Source organism: Kitasatospora sp. P5_F3 (genome assembly GCF_054049135.1).
In genome coordinates this window covers 228,921-246,153 of sequence record NZ_JBFUMY010000005.1, presented here as the reverse complement: position 1 = coordinate 246,153, position 17,233 = coordinate 228,921, and the positions used below count along the sequence as shown (strand labels likewise).

Genomic DNA, 17,233 nt, shown 5'->3' with positions numbered 1-17,233 from the left:
GGTCACCAGGGCGCGGGCCTGCTCGACCGGCAGGCCGGCGGCCCCGAAGTCGGCGGCGGCCCGGCGCAGGCAGGTCACCGCCTGCTCGCCCGCCCCGGTCCTGGCCAGCAGTACCCCGCGCGCCCGGCCCCAGGCCGCCGCCGTGCCCGGATGCGCTGCGACGCCCGGCCCCGCCTGGCCCAACAGGCGCCGGGCCGCGTCGAGTTGGCCTGCTGCGGCGAACGCCTCGATCGCGTCGGGCTGCCAGCGGAACATGCTGGGGTCGGCCGCCGGGCCGCCCTCCGCCCGGGCCAGCGCGGCGAAGCTGACGGCCGCCCCGGAGCTGTCCCCGCTGTGCTGCCTGACCACCCCCAGCACCCAGAGGTTCCGCGCCAGGTGCAGGGTGTCGCCCTCCTCCTCGGCCGCCCTGGCCCCGCAGGCGGCGTACCTGAGCGCGGCCGGGAAGGAACCGCCGACGCTCTGCGCCAACGCGGCGGTGTACCAGGCAGGCCCGAGCGAGAGCCCGGCGGACACCGAGACCCGGACGGCCAGGTCGGCCCGGGCCAGCGCGTCGGCGCAGGAGCCGAGGCGGGTGTCCACCTCGGCGAGGCTGCGCCAGATGTCCACCAGATCCTCGGTGTCCCCGTGCCGCTCGGCCACCGCGAGCAGCCCGGTCAGCTGCTCCCTGGCCCACGGCAGCCGGTCGTCGAAGACCGCGTGCCGGGCGGCCAGGTACTGCGCGCTGTTCCGCACTCCGGACCGGTGGGCGGGGATGCCGAGCGCCAGCGCTCGGCCGAGCGTCGCGGGTGCGGCGTCCCGGCCGAGCACCCGCTCCATCCGGGCCCGCATGGTCAGCGCGGCCGCCTCCAGGTCCGGTTGCCCACCGCGGTGGGCCAGTTCGGCCGCCAGGGCGGCCGCCCGCAGTGCCTCGTCGGCGGCCCCGTGCGCGACGTTGGCGGCGATCGCGGCCCGCAGTTCGACGGCAGCCCGCAGACCGGGGTCGGCTCCTGCCAGTTCGCGGCAGCGGGCGATCAGCGGGTCGAGACCGGCCAGCGCCTGGCTGTGCGCGTCCACCACCGCGAGCAGCACGGCGACCTGGTGCTCGGCGCCCGCCCGGGCGGCCGTCACGGTGTCGGCGACCTGCCAGGCGAGATCGGTGCGCCCGGCCACCGCCGCCTCGCGCGCGGCCGAGGTGAGTCGCCGCAGCCGCAGCGCGGCGCCGGTGGCCGGGGTCAGATCGGCGGCCAGCAGGAACAGCTCGGCGGCCAGCCCCCGGTCGCCGCCCTGCCGGGCGGCCTCCGCCGCGCCCTCGGTGTCCTCCGCCAACTCCCGCTCGGCACCGCCCTGGTGACCCAGCGCGCGGTGCCGGAGCGCGTGCACGGGATCGTCCACGGCGGCGGCCAGCGTGCGGTGCACGGCCGAACGGGCCGCCCTGCCCTCGGTCCTGGCCGCCGCCTCGGCCAGCAGGGTGGCGGTGAACCGGACGCCCGGCCCGGCCCGCAGCACACCGGCCCGTCGCGCGTGCACCAGGTGCTCCTCCGCCTCCTCGCACCCGGCCCGCAGTAGCAGGGACGGTGTCGGGCGGTGGGCCAGTGCCGCCACCAGCAGGGTCCGCCGGACCGGCCCGGGCAGCGTGGCCAGCCAGGCCCCGGCCGCCTCGTCGGCCTGCGGCGGAAGCGTCGGACGACCGCGGGTCGAGGGCTGCGACTGCGCAAGTGCCGTGCAGCACAAGGAGGTCAGCAGCCGGTGGCCACCGCACTGACGGTGCAGCAGGGTGGCCCACCGGGCCGGCAGCCCGTGCTCGGTGAGCAGGGCCGAGGTCTCCGGCAGGTCCAGGTCGGGGGCCCGGACCTCGGCCGGATGCCCGCCCAGCAGCCGGGCGGCGGCAGACGGTCCGCCGCCGGCCCGTTCGGTGACCAGCGCGCGCAGCCGGCCGGCCGGTACGGTGCGCAGCGCGTAGCCGAGCAGGTCGGCACTGGCCGGGTCGAGCCACTGCGCACCGTCGACGACCAGCAACAGACCGCCGCCGTCCAGAAGTTCGGCGATCGTCAACCGGGCGGCGAGCAGTTCACCGGTCGGCAGCGGCCCGTCCGGGCTGCGGTGCAGCAGGCGGTCGACCACGGCGGTCCGGGCGGGCGGCAGGGCGTCCAGCAGCGGCCGGGGGCAGCCGGCCAGCAACTGCGCCACCGCGCCGAAGGGGTGCTCCTGGTCGCCGTCCTCGGGGCTGATCCGCAGGACCGTCGGGCTCTCCGCCCGCACCGCGTCGAGCAGTTGCGCCACCAGCGTGCTCTTGCCAGATCCCCAGGGCCCGGTCACGGCGAGGCGGCCGTCCTCGCGCAGCACCCGGGTCGCCGTCGCCAGCGCGGCGGGCCACGAGGCGGCGGCCCCGGCCTGCGCGGGTGTCAGGTGTGCTGCCACGACACGGCACCGTAGACGGCACCGTCCGCCCTGACAACCGGCCGGGCGCCACAGCCGAGGCGGCAAGGGTTTCCCCTCATGCCCACCTGACGACGCAAGGGATTCCTCCGATGCCGCCAACCATCCGGGCAGGCCACGGTGTTCACCAGTCCGACCACCCCGACCGCCCCCAGGTCACGGTCCGGTCGGCACCCCCACGAGAGGAACCATGCCGTGCGTGCTCTTCCCCACCGGCCGCTGCTGGCCGGTCTCGCCGCCGCCCTCGCGCTGGCCGGTCTCACCACCCTGCCCGCCGTCGCCGCTCCGCCGGACGCCCCGTCCGTACCGCCCCAGCTGCTGGCCGCCGTACAGCGGGACTTCGGGCTGACGGCCGACCAGGCCCGGGCGCGGATCACCGCCGAGGCCGCCGCGGCGAGGACGGCCGCCCTGGTCCGGAGCCGGGTCGGCGACCGGGCGGCCGGACTCTGGTTCGACGCCGCCACCGGCCGGCTGAACGCCGCCGTCACCACCGGGGCGGACGCCGAGCTGGCCCGGCTGGCCGGCGCCGTGCCGCGGCTGGTCGCGCACGGCCCGGCCGAACTCGCCGCCACCGCAAGGACGGTGACCGCACTGGTCGGCCAGGGCGTGCCGGGCGTGCACTCCTGGGGCCCCGACGTGCGCGGCAACCGGATCGAGGTGACCGTCGCCCGGGCCGGGCGCACGGCGGAGACCGCTGCCTTCCTGGCCCGGCTGGCGGAGCTCGGACCGGTGGTCCGGGTCACCGAGTCCGACGACCGGGCACCCCGGCAGCAGGCCGAGGTGGTCGGCGGCGAGAAGTGGATACCGGGGTCCGAGAGTCCCTGCTCGATCGGTTTCGCGGTGACCCGCGCCGACGGCAGCAGGGCCTACCTGACGGCCGGTCACTGCACCAACGACGCCGACCAGGCCGCCTACGGCAAGGACGGCAGCCGGGTCGGCACCTCCAACCGCAACGGCACGGGCAGCATCAACGCCCGTGAGGGCGACATGGGCATCGTCGACGTCGACCAGGCCGCCTGGACCCTGTCCGCACGGGTGTCCGGGTACGGCCAGGCCGACATCACGGTGACCGGCTCGGTGGACGCCGTGGTCGGCACCGCGATCTGCCGCTCGGGCCAGACCACCGGGCTGCGCTGCGGCGAGGTGACCAAGGTGGACCAGAGCGTCGACTACGGCAACGTGGTCGTCGACGGCCTGTCGTACTCCAGCGCCTGCTCGGCAGGCGGCGACTCGGGCGGCGCCTACGTCACGGCGACCGGGGGCAAGGCTGTCGGCCTGCACTCCGGCGGCGGCAGCGCCACCTGCACCTCGGGCAGCGGTGAGAAGTTCACCATCTTCCAGCCGGTCAACGAGGCGCTCAGCCGGTTCAACGTCGCCCTGGTGGTGGCAACCCCACAGCCCGGTGCGGTCACGGTCGCGGCAGTGCCCGCCCAGAGCACGGTGCTCGGCACCTCGGTGGAGCTGCGCAACAGCGCCCAGGGCGGCACCGCGCCGTACACCTGGGCCGCCACCGGCCTGCCGGCCGGTCTCGCCATCGCCGCCGCCACGGGCACCGTGACCGGCACCCCGACCACCGCCGGGAGCGCCACGGTGACCGTCACCGCCACCGACAGCACCGGCAGGACCGGCTCCACCGGCTTCGGCTGGACGGTCACCACCGGCCAGGGCGGCGGCACCCCCGTGCTGACCAACCCGGGCAACCAGACGGTCTACGTCGGCAAGCCGGTATCGCTCGCCCTCAAGGCCACCGGCGGCACCACCCCGTACACCTTCAAGGCGGTCGGCCTGCCCGCCGGCCTGAGCATCGACCCGGCCACCGGTACGGTCACCGGAGCGCCCACCACCTGGGGCTTCCGCACCAGCACCCTGACCGTGACCGACGGCCCTGCGGGGTGCCCCCACGTAGGCTTCGCTCTCATGAGACTCCAGCTGACCAGGGAGAGCGTCGCGATGGGCGACGACGTGGACGCACCGCACGAACAGGACCGGGACGTCGCGGCGGACCTGACGATCCGTGCGGCGATCGAAGCCGTCCTGGCGGACCGCTACCTCGCGTCCATCCACGGCGGTCGGGCCACCTGGGTGGTCCAGGCCGACGGCGGTACTCCGCTCGCGGTGGTGGCGCAGCAGTGGGGGCAGCAGGCGCGGCTACTGACGGCTGGTCAGGGCGGGCTGGCCGCGCTGGCGGGAGCGGACGGCTCGGTACGGCTGCACTTCGCCTACTACACCCAGCGCGACCCCGACACCGTGTACCGCGAGCTGTCCGAGCACGGGCGAGCGCCGCGCCGCTGACCTACGGCGACGCGGCGCTCGCGCGGTCTCACCCCAGGGCGGGGATCACCTCCGCCCCGTACGCGTCGATGGTGGACTCGATCGCGTCGTGCATCGCGTACACCGCGAACTGGTCCACGCCCAGGTCGCGCAGCTGCCGGAGCTTGGCGAGCTGCGCCTCGACCGGGCCGATCAGGCAGAACCGGTCGACGATCTCGTCCGGGACGAAGGCCGTGTCCGGGTTGCCCGAGCGGCCGTGGTGGGCGTAGTCGTAGCCGTGCCGGTCCCGGATGTAGTCGGTCAGTGCGTCCGGCACCAGGCCGGAGTGCTCGCCGTAGCGGGACACCAGGTCGGCGACGTGGTTGCCGACCATGCCGCCGAACCAGCGGCACTGCTCCCGGGCGTGCGCCAGCGCCTCGGGCGAGTCGTCGGCGGTGACGTAGGCGGGCGCGGCCACGCAGACCGTGATCGAGGCCGGGTCGCGACCGGCCCGCTCGGCGGCGGTGCGGACCGCCTTGACCATCCACTCGGTCAGGTAGGGATCGGCCAACTGCAGGATGAAGCCGTCTGCCTGACGTCCCGTCAGATCGAGCGCCTTCGGTCCGTACGCGCCCATCCAGATGGGGAGTTCGGCGCCGGGCCGCACCCAGGGGATGTGCATCGGGGTGCCGTCCACCTCCGTCTCCCGGCCCTCCGCCAGCTCCTTGATCGCGTGCATCCCGGCGGACAACCGCTCCAGGGTGGCGGGGCGGCGGCCGGCCACCCGCATCGCGGAGTCACCCCGCCCGATCCCGCAGACCGTCCGGTTGCCGAACATGTCGTTCAGGGTGGCGAACAGCGAGGCGGTCACCTCCCAGGTCCTGGTCGACGGGTTGGTCACCATCGGACCGACCCTCAGGCGCGAGGTCTGCGCCAGGATCTGGCTGTAGATCACGAAGGGCTCCTGCCAGAGCACCACCGAGTCGAAGGTCCACCCGTTGGTGAAACCCGCCGCCTCGGCGCGCACCATCCGCTCGACCAGCAGACGGGCGGGCGGGTCGGTCTGGAGCACAAGGCCGATGTCCAAGTTGGTTCTCCTCTAGAGGTACTGACAGGTCGAGCGCGGCTGGTACCGGCCGTGCCCGGCCCGGCCGAGGTAGACGTCACCGTCGACCACCACCGTGCCCCGGGAGAGCACGGTGCGGGCCTTGCCGGTGAGCTGCCTGCCCTCGTACGCCGAGTAGTCGACGTTCATGTGGTGGGTGGCGGCCGAGACGGTCTGCACGGCGGTCGGGTCGTAGACCACCAGGTCGGCGTCGGTGCCCGGGGCGATGGTGCCCTTGCGCGGGTAGAGGCCGAACATCCTGGCCGGGGTGGCGCAGGCGATCTCGATCCACCGACGCCGGGTCAACTTCCCTTCCACCACGGCCTGGTGCAGCAGGTCCATCCGGTTCTCGACGCCCGGCAGTCCGTTCGGGATCTTCGAGAAGTCCCCGCGCCCGAGGTCCTTCTGCCCGACGAAGCAGAACGGGCAGTGGTCGGTGGAGACCACCTGGAGGTCGTTGGTGCGCAGCCCCCGCCACAGCGCGGCCTGGTGCTCGCGCGGCCGCAGCGGCGTGGAGCAGACGTACTTGGCGCCCTCGAAGCCCGGCTCGGCCAGGTTGTCGGTCGACAGGTAGAGGTACTGCGGGCAGGTCTCGCCGAACACCGGCAGGCCCTCGTCCCGCGCCTTGGCCAGCTCTGCCACCGCCGAGGCGGCCGAGACGTGCACCACGTACAGCGGGGCGCCCGCCACCTGGGCCAGCTTGATCGCCCGATGGGTGGCCTCGGCCTCCAGCAACTCGCGCCGCACCTCGCCGTGGTAGCGCGGGTCGGTCTTCCCTGCGGCCAGCGCCTGTGCCACCAGCACGTCGATCGCGATGCCGTTCTCGGCGTGCATCATGATCAGGCCGCCGTTGTCGGCGCCGCGCTGCATGGCCCGCAGGATCTGCCCGTCGTCGCTGTAGAAGACGCCGGGGTAGGCCATGAACAGTTTGAAGGAGGTCACCCCCTCCCCCACCAGCAGGTCCATCTCCTTCAGACTCGCCTCGTTCACGTCGCCGAGGATCATGTGGAACGAGTAGTCGATCGCGCAGACCCCGGCCGCCTTCTCGTGCCAGGCGTCGAGCCCGGCCCGCAGCGAGGAGCCGACCGACTGGACCGCGAAGTCCACGATGGTGGTGGTACCGCCGAAGGCGGCGGCCCGGGTGCCGGTCTCGAAGGTGTCGCTGGCCTCGGTGCCGCCGAACGGCAGTTGCATGTGGGTGTGGGCGTCCACGCCGCCGGGGATGACGTACTGTCCGGCGGCGTCGATCACCCGGTCCGCCGTCCAGCCGTCGGCCACGTCGCTGCCGGTGGCGGCCAGCGCGACCACCTGCTCGCCCTCGATCAGTACGTCCGCGTGCATCTCCTCGGCGGCGGTGATCACCAGGCCGCCACGGATCACGGTACGGGTCATCTGACGCCCCCTCACGCTTCCGTCAGCGGGCCGTAGGCGTCCGGGCGCCGGTCCCGGTAGAACGCCCACTGCTGCCTGACCTGCTCGATCAGGTCCAGGTCGAGGTCGCGGACCACCAGCTCCTCGTCCTTGTCCGAGGCGACCTCGCCGACGAACTGGCCGCGCGGGTCGACGAAGTAGGAGGTGCCGTAGAAGTCGTTGTCGCCGTACTCCTCCACCCCGACCCGGTTGATCGCGGCGATGTAGTACTCGTTGGCCACGGCGGCGGCCGGCTGCTCCAACTGCCAGAGGTAGGAGGACAGGCCCCGGCTGGTGGCGGAGGGGTTGTAGACGATCTCGGCCCCGGCCAGGCCGAGCGCGCGCCAGCCCTCGGGGAAGTGCCGGTCGTAGCAGATGTACACGCCGACCTTGCCGACCGCCGTGTCGAACACCGGCCAGCCGAGGTTACCGGGCTTGAAGTAGTACTTCTCCCAGAAGCCCTTCACCTGTGGGATGTGGTGCTTGCGGTACTTGCCGAGGTAGGAACCGTCCGCGTCGATCACGGCGGCGGTGTTGTAGTAGAAACCGGACTGCTCGACCTCGTACACCGGGACCACGATCACCAGGCCCAGCTCCTTGGCCAGCGCCTGCATCCGCCGCACCGTCGGCCCGTCCGGCACGGGCTCGGCCCAGCGGTAGTGCTCGGGCTCCTGGACCTGGCAGAAGTACGGGGCGTTGAAGACCTCCTGGAACCCGATGATCTGCGCGCCCTGCGCGGCGGCGTCGCGCGCCGCCCGCTCGTGGGCCGCGATCATTGTCTCCTTGTCCCCTGTCCATGCGGTCTGGAACAGGGCGGCACGTACGACACGACTCATGACGGACTCCCTCGCAGCAGCGGTGTGACCGTGAGACTAGGAGTAATGCCCCCCGCTGACCCGCGTCACGCGCCGGGAAGCGGAACTTCTCTCTCACCGAGAGAGCGCTCCCGGCCGTCTTCACTACCCGAACGCCGACCCTGACGCTGAACCTCCGTCAGGCCCCTTTACCTGCAAGGCAGAAGAAGTCCGCGCATTGACGTTGCCATGACTTGAAGGCGATCCGTAGGATTTCCCCGGAGAGCGCTCTCAGCAAGGTCGTCCCCCTTCCTCCCCCACGCAAGGGTGGTTCCCCCATGCCCGCTGCAACTCGCCCACGCCGCCGACCGCTCGGCAGGCTCATGTCCCTGCTCGGCGCCGGCCTGCTGGCGGCCGCACTGCTCGCCCCGTCGGCCCCCGGCGGCACCACCGCTCCGCTCGGCGGCACCGCACCGGTCGCCGCCCAGAGCTGGAACGACGACTTCAACGGGCCGGCCGGCTCGGCCGTCGACTCCGCCAAGTGGACGCTGGAGACCGGCGGTTCGGGCAACGGCAACCACGAGCTCCAGTACTACACACCGGGCGCCCAGAACGCCGCACTGGACGGCCAGGGCAACCTGGTCATCACCGCCAGGCGCAACACCGACTCCGGCCTCGCCTGCTGGTACGGCACCTGCCAGTACACCTCGGCCCGCCTGAACACCGCCCGCACCTTCACCCAGGCGTACGGGCACTTCGAGTCCCGCATCAAGATCCCGCGCGGCCAGGGCATCTGGCCCGCCTTCTGGATGCTGGGCAACGACCTCGGCACGGTGGGCTGGCCCACCAGCGGCGAACTCGACGTCATGGAGAACATCGGCCGCGAACCGGGCACCGTGCACGGCACCATCCACGGCCCGGGCTACTCGGGCGCGGGCGGCATCGGCGCCCCGTACAGCCTCCCGGCCGGGCAATCCTTCGCGGACGCCTTCCACACCTTCGCGGTCGACTGGAGCCCCTCCGCGATCACCTGGTCGGTGGACGGCCACGCCTACCAGACCCGGACCCCGGCCGACCTCGGCGGCAACCGCTGGGTGTTCGACCACCCGTTCTTCGTCATCCTCAACCTGGCGGTCGGCGGCGACTGGCCGGGCAGCCCTGACGGTTCGTCGACCTACCCGCAGACCATGACCGTCGACTACGTGCACACCACCACCTGGGGTGACAGCTCCGGCCTGCCGTACACCGGCCGGATCACCGGCCCCGGCGGCATGTGCGTGGACGTGGCCGGTGCCTCCAGCGCCGACCGCACGCCCATCCAGCTCCACAACTGCACCGGAAGCGCCGCCCAGCAGTGGACGGTGGGCACCGACGGCACCGTCCGCGCCTTCGGCAAGTGCCTGGACGTGGACGGCGCCTCGCACGCCGACGGCGCCGTCATCCAGCTCTACAGCTGCAACGGCACCGGCGCCCAGCAGTGGACCTACCGCTCCGGCCACGACTTCCTGAACCCCGGCTCGGGCAAGTGCCTGGACTCCCCGAACGGCTCCTCGACGGACGGCACCCGGCTCCAGCTGTGGACCTGCAACAACAGCGCCGCCCAGAAGTGGACCCTGGGCTGACCCTTGGACCAACCGGCGGGCGGAGCCGTACAGTCACCGGCCCCGCCCGCCGGCCCGAGGGACCGTCAGCAGGTGCAGCTGACGGTCAGGGTGATGGACGCCGGCGGCGGCGGGGAGCCCTCGTACGGAGCGATCCAGGCACCGACGCCGTCCTCGCCGACGCTGGTCCAGCGGACTCGCTGGTCCGGGCCGAGGGGACTGCCGTCCCCGTTGGTGACCGTCCAGTCGGCGGGGTGGGTACCCGGCGGACAGTGGGCCACCACCCCGTCGGGGGAGCCGGTCACCGAGACGGTGGCGGCACCGTCGGCATGGGCCGGGCCGGCCAGCAGGGCGGCGAGGCCGGCTGCGGCCAGACCCACCCCAAGGAGTCGCTTGCGCATGGATGTCCTTCCGTCGTCCGCCCCGCTGGTTCGTGGACGGTCGACGGCATAATCCCCACTACCCAGCGTGATAGTCCGAACACGATGGGAAGTCACCCGCCCGAGTGGGCAGCGGCGCGGCCCGACCGTGCGCGCCCGAGCTTTGCCCAGGGCGTTCCCGAGCAGGCAAGATGGCCCGGTGACCCTCCTGGACCTGATGCCGAAGCCCGCTACCCCCGACGCGCTGTACGAGACCTTCGCCGAGTGGGCGCAGGACCGTGGCATCACGCTCTACCCCGCCCAGGAGGAGGCGCTGATCGAGCTGGTCTCGGGCAACAACGTCATCCTCGCCACCCCCACCGGCTCCGGCAAGAGCCTGGTGGCCGCCGGTGCGCACTTCGCCGCGCTGGCCGAGGGCAAGCGCACCTTCTACACCGCGCCGATCAAGGCCCTGGTCTCGGAGAAGTTCTTCGACCTGGTGAAGATGTTCGGCACCGAGCAGGTCGGCATGATGACGGGTGACGCCAGCGTCAACCCGACCGCGCCGATCATCTGCTGCACCGCCGAGGTGCTCGCCAACATCGCACTGCGCGACGGCGCCCGGGCCGATGTCGGCCAGGTCGTGATGGACGAGTTCCACTTCTACGCCGAGCCCGACCGGGGCTGGGCCTGGCAGATCCCGATCCTCGAGCTGCCGCACGTGCAGTTCCTGCTGATGTCCGCCACCCTCGGCGACGTCCGCCGCTTCGAGGAGGACCTGACCCGCCGTACGGGTCGCCCGACCACCGTGGTCCGCTCGGTCACCCGCCCGGTGCCGCTGTTCTACGACTACCGCCGCACCAATCTCCACGACACACTGGAGGAGCTGCTGACGACCGGTCAGGCACCGGTCTACGTCGTGCACTTCACCCAGAAGGAAGCCGTCGAGCGCGCGCAGTCGCTGATGAGCATCAACATGTGCACCAAGGCGGAGAAGGACGCCATCGCCGACCTGATCGGCGGCTTCCGGTTCACCACCAAGTTCGGCCGCAACCTCTCCCGCTACGTCCGACACGGCATCGGCGTGCACCACGCGGGCATGCTGCCCAAGTACCGCCGCCTGGTCGAGCGGCTGGCCCAGGCCGGTCTGCTCAAGGTGATCTGCGGCACCGACACCCTCGGCGTCGGTGTCAACGTGCCGATCCGCACCGTGCTGTTCACCGCGCTCTCCAAGTACGACGGCCAGCGGGTCCGGGTGCTGCGGGCCCGGGAGTTCCACCAGATCGCCGGCCGGGCCGGCCGGGCCGGCTTCGACACCGTCGGCCAAGTGGTCGCCCAGGCGCCCGAGCACGTGATCGAGAACGACAAGATGGTCGCCAAGGCCGGGGACGACCCGAAGAAGAAGCGCAAGGTGGTCCGGAAGAAGGCCCCGGAGGGCTTCGTCAGCTGGTCCGAGGAGACCTTCGAGCGCCTGATCGGCGCCGACCCGGAGCAGCTGGTCTCCCGGTTCAAGGTCAGCCACGCCATGCTGCTCTCCGTCATCGGCCGCCCGGGCAACGCCTTCGAGGCGATGCGCCACCTGCTGACCGACAACCACGAGGAGCGCTCGGCGCAGCGCCGCCACATCCGCAGCGCGATCGCCATCTACCGCTCGCTGCTCGCGGGCGGCGTGGTCGAGCGCCTGCCGGAGCCGGACGCCGAGGGCCGGATCGTCCGCCTGACCGTCGACCTGCAGGAGAACTTCGCCCTCAACCAGCCGCTCTCCACCTTCGCGCTGGCCGCCTTCGAGCTGATCGACCAGGAGTCGCCCTCCTACGCGATGGACATCGTCTCGGTGGTCGAGGCCACCCTCGACGACCCGCGCCAGATCCTCGCCTCCCAGCAGAACAAGGCGCGCGGCGAGGCGATCGGCGAGATGAAGCGCGACGGCATCGAGTACGAGGAGCGGATGGAGCGGCTCCAGGACATCACCTACCCCAAGCCGCTCGAGGAACTGCTCGGCCACGCGTACGAGGTCTACCGCCAGGCCCACCCGTGGATCGGCGACCACCACCTGGCCCCGAAGTCCGTGGTGCGCGACCTGTACGAGCGGGCGATGACCTTCTCGGACTACGTCGGCCACTACGACCTGGCCCGCACCGAGGGCATCGTGCTCCGCTACCTCGCCGGGGCGTTCAAGGCGCTGGAGCAGACCGTCCCGGACGACCTGAAGACCGACGACCTCAAGGACGTCATCGCCTGGCTCGGCGAGCTGGTCCGCCAGGTCGACTCCAGCCTGCTGGACGAGTGGGAGCAGCTGGCCAACCCCACCTCCCCGGAGAGCACCGAGGTCCGGCTCGACGACAAGCCCGCCCCGGTCACCGCGAACGCCCGTGCGTTCCGGGTCCTGGTGCGCAACGAGATGTTCCGCCGGGTCGAGCTCTGCGCGCTCGAACAGTACGGCACGCTGGGCGAGTTGGACGGCGAGTACGGCTGGGACCGGGACCGCTGGGCGGACGCGATGGACGAGTACTGGGAGGAGCACGACGACCTCGGTACCGGCCCGAACGCGCGCGGCCCCAAGATGCTGCTCATCGAGGAGGACCCGGAGGAGGGCTCCTGGCGGGTCCGCCAGATCTTCGAGGACCCGGCCGGCGACCAGGACTGGGGCATCAGCGCCGAGGTCGACCTGTACGGCTCCGACGAGGAGGGCCGCGCCGTCCTCCGCGTCACCGGCGTCAACCGCCTCGACGGCTGACACTCGCTCAGCCGGCGGCTCGCGTCCGCTACTCGTAGACGCGAGCCGCCAGCAGCTGTTCCGCCACGCTCCCCCAGGTGACCGGTTCGATCTCGAACGGGCTTGCCGCGTGGCCGAGTTGGGCATCCAGCCAGTCGGCCCACCGCTCCAGGACGGCGGACAGCGTCCCGTGCGCCCAGTCCCCGGTGTCCCCCCACCACGGACCCTTCAGCGCCACGACGGCGGCGACCTCCCGACCGTCCCGGACGAAGTCCGCCGCCAGCGCGGTCAGCAGCACGCCGAGCTCGTCCCGGGTGTTCACCACCGGCTCGTCGAGCTTCACCTCGGCGGCCTCGGCACCCCCGGTTGGCCCAGCGGCGAGCGCACCCAGCACCTGCCGGGCCAGCCCGGGCCAGCCCGGCTCGCCGGGTCCCTCCCCGGGCAGGACCGCCGCCCAGCGCAGCAGGAAGTCATCGACGGTCGGGCCGCCCGGCTCGAGCTCGCGGGACAGTTCCGCCAGCAGCGCGATGAACTCCGCGCCCGATGCCACATTCTCCTGAGTGATCGTCACAGCCAGGAGGTTAGGCAACCGCAGGCGCCCCGTCGACGCGGTTTCGTCGGACGGTCGGCGCTGAGGGTCCGTCATGTCCGCGCGCATGGAGGCCTGGATCTCTTGCAGGGCTTGTACGAGGCTCGTCCGCGCTGGAATGATCACCGATCATGCGTCTCGAAGAACTCGATTCCGGTGAACGCCAGTTGTGGGACTCCTATTCCTACGGTCGGCCCGTCGATGTCCGTCACGACTCGTCAGACGTCGCCCGCCCGTCCGTACGGGCCGAGTGCATCATGGCCCTACTCCTCGGTGCAGGCAGCGAGCCCGTCCCGGGAGAGCGCCCTGCGCTGCGGCTGAGCGGCGCGTCCATCACGGGCAGGCTGGACCTGCAGTTCGCCGAGATCGCCGCGCCCGTCGTCCTGACGGACTGCCACTTCGACGAGCCGCCCCTTCTGCAGGGCGCCAGATTCCGCGAACTCGCCCTCACAGGCTGCACGCTGCCCGGCCTGACCGCCGACATGGCCCAGGTCGACGGTCGGCTCGTCCTGTCCCGCTGCCACCTGACCGGGCCCCTCGTACTCACCCGCACCCAGATCCACAGCGACCTGGACCTGAGAGACACCGTGATCACCGCGCCCGGCGGCGAGGCGATATCCGCCGTACGCCTGAGCACAGGCGGGGACCTGCTGTGCACCAACCTGGCCGTCCAGGGAAGCTTCCGCCTCTCGGCGGCCTCCATATCCGGCGAGTTCGATCTGGAAGGCGCCAGCCTGAGCAACCCCGGCGGGCACGCCCTCGACGCATATCACATCCAGATCGCCGCGGACTTCACCTTCCACCCCGGCTTCAGTGCCGAGGGACGGATCATCCTGTCGGGCGCCACAGTGGCGGCGGCGATCGGCTTCTGCGGCGCACGCCTGGAGAACCCCGGCGACATCGCACTCGAAGCCGTCGACGTCACCGTCAGCCGCAACTTCGACCTCGGCCTTGGCCTCACTGTCAATGGCGGTATCAAGCTCGACGGCAGTCGCATCGGCACCCGCCTCAGCTTCCACGATGCCACCCTGACCCATCCTGCCGACACCGCCCTGTCCCTGCGCCTGGTGCAGGCACGAGAGAGCGATCTGCGCACCCGGCAGCCGATCGACGGCACCGTCGACGCCGGCAACGCCCAACTGGGCACTCTCTACGACGCGCCCGACACCTGGCCCGCCCGCCTCCGGCTGTCCGAGACCATGTACGACGCCCTCGCCGCCCCGCTCACCGCCCTCGAACGGCTCGAATGGGTACGGCGCGGCACCGATGGCTACCTTCCGCAGCCCTACGAACAGCTCGCAGCCGCCTACCGGCGCCTGGGCCACGAAGACGAGGCCCGCACGGTCCTACTCGCCAAGCAACGCCACCGCCGCGCCGGGCTCTCTCTGCACACCCGCATCTGGGGTTACATCCAGGACGCAACCGTCGGCTACGGCTACCGGCCCGCTCGCGCCGCCCTCTGGCTCATGGCCCTGCTCGTACTGGGGACGGTCTTCTTCGCCACGCATCCCCCCGCCCCGCTCGAAGCGGGAAAGGCCCCTTCATTCAGCCCGGTGTTCTACGCGCTCGACCTCCTGATCCCCATCATCGGTTTCGGCCAGAAGGCCGCCTTCGCGCCGCAGGGCACCGGCCAGTGGCTCGCCTACGGACTGACCGCCGCCGGATGGATTCTGGCCACGACGGTGACCGCCGGCGTCTCCCGGGCCATCAGTCGCCAGTGATGAACGGGACCTCGCCCCGGACCTCCTGTGGGGAGGGATCCCACCCGGGTTGCTCGGGCTCAAGGGGCGGCGAGGCTCGCGCGTGCTGCGGTCATGAAGGCGATCTTGTGTTCCTCAAGGTGGTCATTGACCTCGACGTCGCCGATCTCTCGCCACACTGCCTGGTTGAGTGCCCGACCGTATGTGTGCACAGGGGCGTGCAGGTCCGCGTCGCCGAGTAGCACGAGGTGCCGCTCCGCGATCCAGAGCCTGGTCATGGCAGTCGAAGCGGCACTGTTCCAGTCTTCGTCATCGCCCCATGCCTCGGGACGGCTGTAGGCCGCCCGTTCGGCATCCTGGGCGCAGGCGATGAAGTCCTTGATCGCCAGCAGCTGCTCTGCCCGGCGCACCTCGCTGGTGGCCGCTGCCTGGCGCCGTACCTCCAGCCGCTCAGCGGAGCGCTGAGTGGCACGCTGGGAGAGCGCTGTCAGGCCACCGCCGAGGGCGACGCCCGCGAGCGAGAACAGCGGTGCCCACACTTCCATCGCCACCCGGCGTCCCCCTCGGCAAGTCCTTGTGCGTCAGCGTGCGGATGAGGAAGGCTCATGCGCCTGTCCGATCATCCCGAGGAGCCTACAGACCGGAGGATTTCGCGTGCAGGCCCCCGCTCAACCGGCCTGAGCTCCACCGGGACAGACCGTCCGTCAACTCACCTTCGGGGGTGGGGTATTCCCCACCCCCGTCCGACCTGCTGGCCGGATGGGTGCGGGCCCGGTGATCGACAAGACTCCGGAGCATGAGAAACCGCATCGCAGTCCTGGCCACCGTCACCGCCTCCGTGCTCACCCTCTCCGCCCCGCTCGCCCAGGCCGGCCCGGCCCGGCCCGCACTCGGCTGGACAGCCTGTCCGGACGGCAGTCCGGACCAGCGCCAGCAGTGCGCCACCGTCACCGTGCCGCTCAACTACCGCGAACCGCACGGGCAGCAGATCACTCTCGCAGTCTCCCGGATCGCCGCCGAACACCCCGAACGACGGCGCGGCGTACTGCTGATGATCCCCGGCGGGCCGGGCGGCAGCGGGTTGAACGGCCCGTCCAAGGCGGCGAAACAGCTGCCGCAGTCGGTCCGGGACGCCTACGACATCATCGGCTTCGACCCGCGCGGCGTCGGGCGCAGCACACCGGTCGACTGCGGGCTCGCGCACGAGGACCTGGCGATGGTGAAGCTCCGGCCCTGGCCCGCCCCGGACGGGTCGATCACGGGGAACACCGACACCGCCCGCCGGGTCGCCGAGACCTGTCTGCGCAACGGCGGCCCGGTGCTGCGCAGTCTCTCCACGGCCAACGAGGCCCGCGACATCGACCGGATCCGACAGACGCTCGGCGAACGGAAGTTGTCCGCCTGGGGTGTCTCCTACGGCACGTACGCGGGCGCCGTGTACGCCACCATGTTCCCGGGCCGCACCGACCGGATCCTGCTCGACAGCAACGACGACCCGGACCCCGACAAGGTGGGGCGCGGCTGGCTGGCCGCCTTCGGGGCCGGTGTCGAGGACCGCTTCCCGGACTTCGCCGCCTGGGCCGCCGCCCCGGAGAACCCGGACCGGCTGGCTGCCACCCCCGAGGAGGTGCGGCCGCTCTTCCTCGCCCTCGCCGACCGGCTGGACCGCGATCCGCTCCCGTGGCCCGGCGCCAACCCGCCGGTGCTGAACGGCAATGCGCTGCGCGAGACGATGCTGGAGAGCCTGTACGACGACGAGAAGTTCCCCGCCCTGGCCCGGCTGGTGCTCGCCGGGCTCGGGTCCCGTCCGCTGCCCGTCGTGCGGGCGCTGCCGGACGAGGCGCTGCAGAACACCGTCGCCGTCTCGGTCGGCGTCCTCTGCAACGACGTGCGCTGGCCGGGCCTGACTCCCGCGTACGACAAGGCAGTTGCCGCCAGCCGGCTCGAGCACCCGCTCACCGCCGGGATGCCGGTCAACGTGATGCCCTGCGCGTTCTGGCCCGCGCCCACCGAACCGCCGGTCCGCGTCACGCCGGACGGCCCGTCCAACATCCTGCTGGTGCAGAACCTGCGCGACCCAGCCACCCCGTACAGCGGCGCCCTGAAGCTCCGTCAGGTCCTCGGCAACCGGGCCAGGATGGTCGCCGTCGACTCCGGCGGCCACGACGCGTACGCCGCCAACGGGAACGCCTGCGGCGACCGCCTGGTGACCGACTTCCTCACCACCGGCCACCGCCCGGGCCGTGACATTCTGTGCTGACCCTAGAAACATGCTGAAGCGGCAGGGGCTCCGG

At 72.1% G+C, this 17,233-nt stretch carries 12 protein-coding genes; 5 read left to right on the top strand and 7 right to left on the bottom strand.

Features of this window, described 5'->3' with window-relative positions:
- Positions 1 to 2,397, bottom strand: a 2,397-nt coding sequence (locus ACXJMZ_RS04435) for an AAA family ATPase (RefSeq protein ID WP_457028651.1), incomplete at its 3' end; no start/stop codon positions are given.
- Positions 2,398 to 2,610: 213 nt separating this feature from the next.
- Between ACXJMZ_RS04435 and ACXJMZ_RS04430 the strand changes: the two genes are divergently transcribed.
- Positions 2,611 to 4,707: a putative Ig domain-containing protein gene (locus ACXJMZ_RS04430; protein ID WP_457028650.1), complete on the top strand. Its 2,097-nt coding sequence runs from the start codon at positions 2,611 to 2,613 to the stop codon at positions 4,705 to 4,707.
- A 28-nt stretch (positions 4,708 to 4,735) separates the two neighbouring features.
- Here ACXJMZ_RS04430 and ACXJMZ_RS04425 read toward each other — a convergent pair whose 3' ends face one another.
- Genes ACXJMZ_RS04425 through ACXJMZ_RS04415 form a run of 3 tightly spaced genes read right to left on the bottom strand, consistent with a single transcriptional unit; the run spans position 4,736 to position 8,016 of the window.
- A complete protein-coding gene (locus ACXJMZ_RS04425) occupies positions 4,736 to 5,752 on the bottom strand; it encodes a TIGR03842 family LLM class F420-dependent oxidoreductase (RefSeq protein ID WP_457028649.1) in 1,017 nt (338 codons plus the stop codon).
- A gap of 12 nt (positions 5,753 to 5,764) precedes the next feature.
- Positions 5,765 to 7,162, bottom strand: a complete 1,398-nt coding sequence (hydA, locus tag ACXJMZ_RS04420) for a dihydropyrimidinase (protein ID WP_457028648.1) — start codon at positions 7,160 to 7,162, stop codon at positions 5,765 to 5,767.
- A gap of 11 nt (positions 7,163 to 7,173) precedes the next feature.
- The gene (locus ACXJMZ_RS04415; protein ID WP_457028647.1) at positions 7,174 to 8,016 is read right to left on the bottom strand and encodes a nitrilase-related carbon-nitrogen hydrolase; all 843 of its coding nucleotides are present in this window, start codon (positions 8,014 to 8,016) and stop codon (positions 7,174 to 7,176) included.
- A 296-nt stretch (positions 8,017 to 8,312) separates the two neighbouring features.
- On the opposite strand from ACXJMZ_RS04415, the gene ACXJMZ_RS04410 reads away from it, so the two are divergent.
- Positions 8,313 to 9,596: a ricin-type beta-trefoil lectin domain protein gene (locus ACXJMZ_RS04410; protein WP_457028646.1), complete on the top strand. Its 1,284-nt coding sequence runs from the start codon at positions 8,313 to 8,315 to the stop codon at positions 9,594 to 9,596.
- A 65-nt stretch (positions 9,597 to 9,661) separates the two neighbouring features.
- Here ACXJMZ_RS04410 and ACXJMZ_RS04405 read toward each other — a convergent pair whose 3' ends face one another.
- Positions 9,662 to 9,976, bottom strand: coding sequence for a hypothetical protein (locus ACXJMZ_RS04405; RefSeq protein WP_457028645.1), 315 nt, complete (start codon positions 9,974 to 9,976; stop codon positions 9,662 to 9,664).
- Between the two features lie 196 nt (positions 9,977 to 10,172).
- On the opposite strand from ACXJMZ_RS04405, the gene ACXJMZ_RS04400 reads away from it, so the two are divergent.
- Positions 10,173 to 12,671: a DEAD/DEAH box helicase gene (locus ACXJMZ_RS04400; RefSeq protein WP_457028662.1), complete on the top strand. Its 2,499-nt coding sequence runs from the start codon at positions 10,173 to 10,175 to the stop codon at positions 12,669 to 12,671.
- 28 nt (positions 12,672 to 12,699) lie between these two features.
- Here the strand turns inward: ACXJMZ_RS04400 and ACXJMZ_RS04395 are convergent, their stop codons facing one another.
- On the bottom strand, positions 12,700 to 13,221 hold the full coding sequence (locus ACXJMZ_RS04395; RefSeq protein ID WP_457028644.1) for a hypothetical protein: 522 nt from the start codon (positions 13,219 to 13,221) through the stop codon (positions 12,700 to 12,702).
- 149 nt (positions 13,222 to 13,370) lie between these two features.
- Between ACXJMZ_RS04395 and ACXJMZ_RS04390 the strand changes: the two genes are divergently transcribed.
- A complete protein-coding gene (locus ACXJMZ_RS04390) occupies positions 13,371 to 14,960 on the top strand; it encodes an oxidoreductase (protein WP_457028643.1) in 1,590 nt (529 codons plus the stop codon).
- 59 nt (positions 14,961 to 15,019) lie between these two features.
- Here ACXJMZ_RS04390 and ACXJMZ_RS04385 read toward each other — a convergent pair whose 3' ends face one another.
- Complete coding sequence (locus tag ACXJMZ_RS04385) at positions 15,020 to 15,484, bottom strand: hypothetical protein (protein ID WP_457028661.1); 465 nt, start codon at positions 15,482 to 15,484, stop codon at positions 15,020 to 15,022.
- Between the two features lie 251 nt (positions 15,485 to 15,735).
- Here ACXJMZ_RS04385 and ACXJMZ_RS04380 point away from each other — a divergent pair, with 251 nt between their 5' ends.
- A complete protein-coding gene (locus ACXJMZ_RS04380) occupies positions 15,736 to 17,199 on the top strand; it encodes an alpha/beta hydrolase (protein ID WP_457028642.1) in 1,464 nt (487 codons plus the stop codon).
- The last annotated feature ends 34 nt before the right edge of the window (positions 17,200 to 17,233 follow it).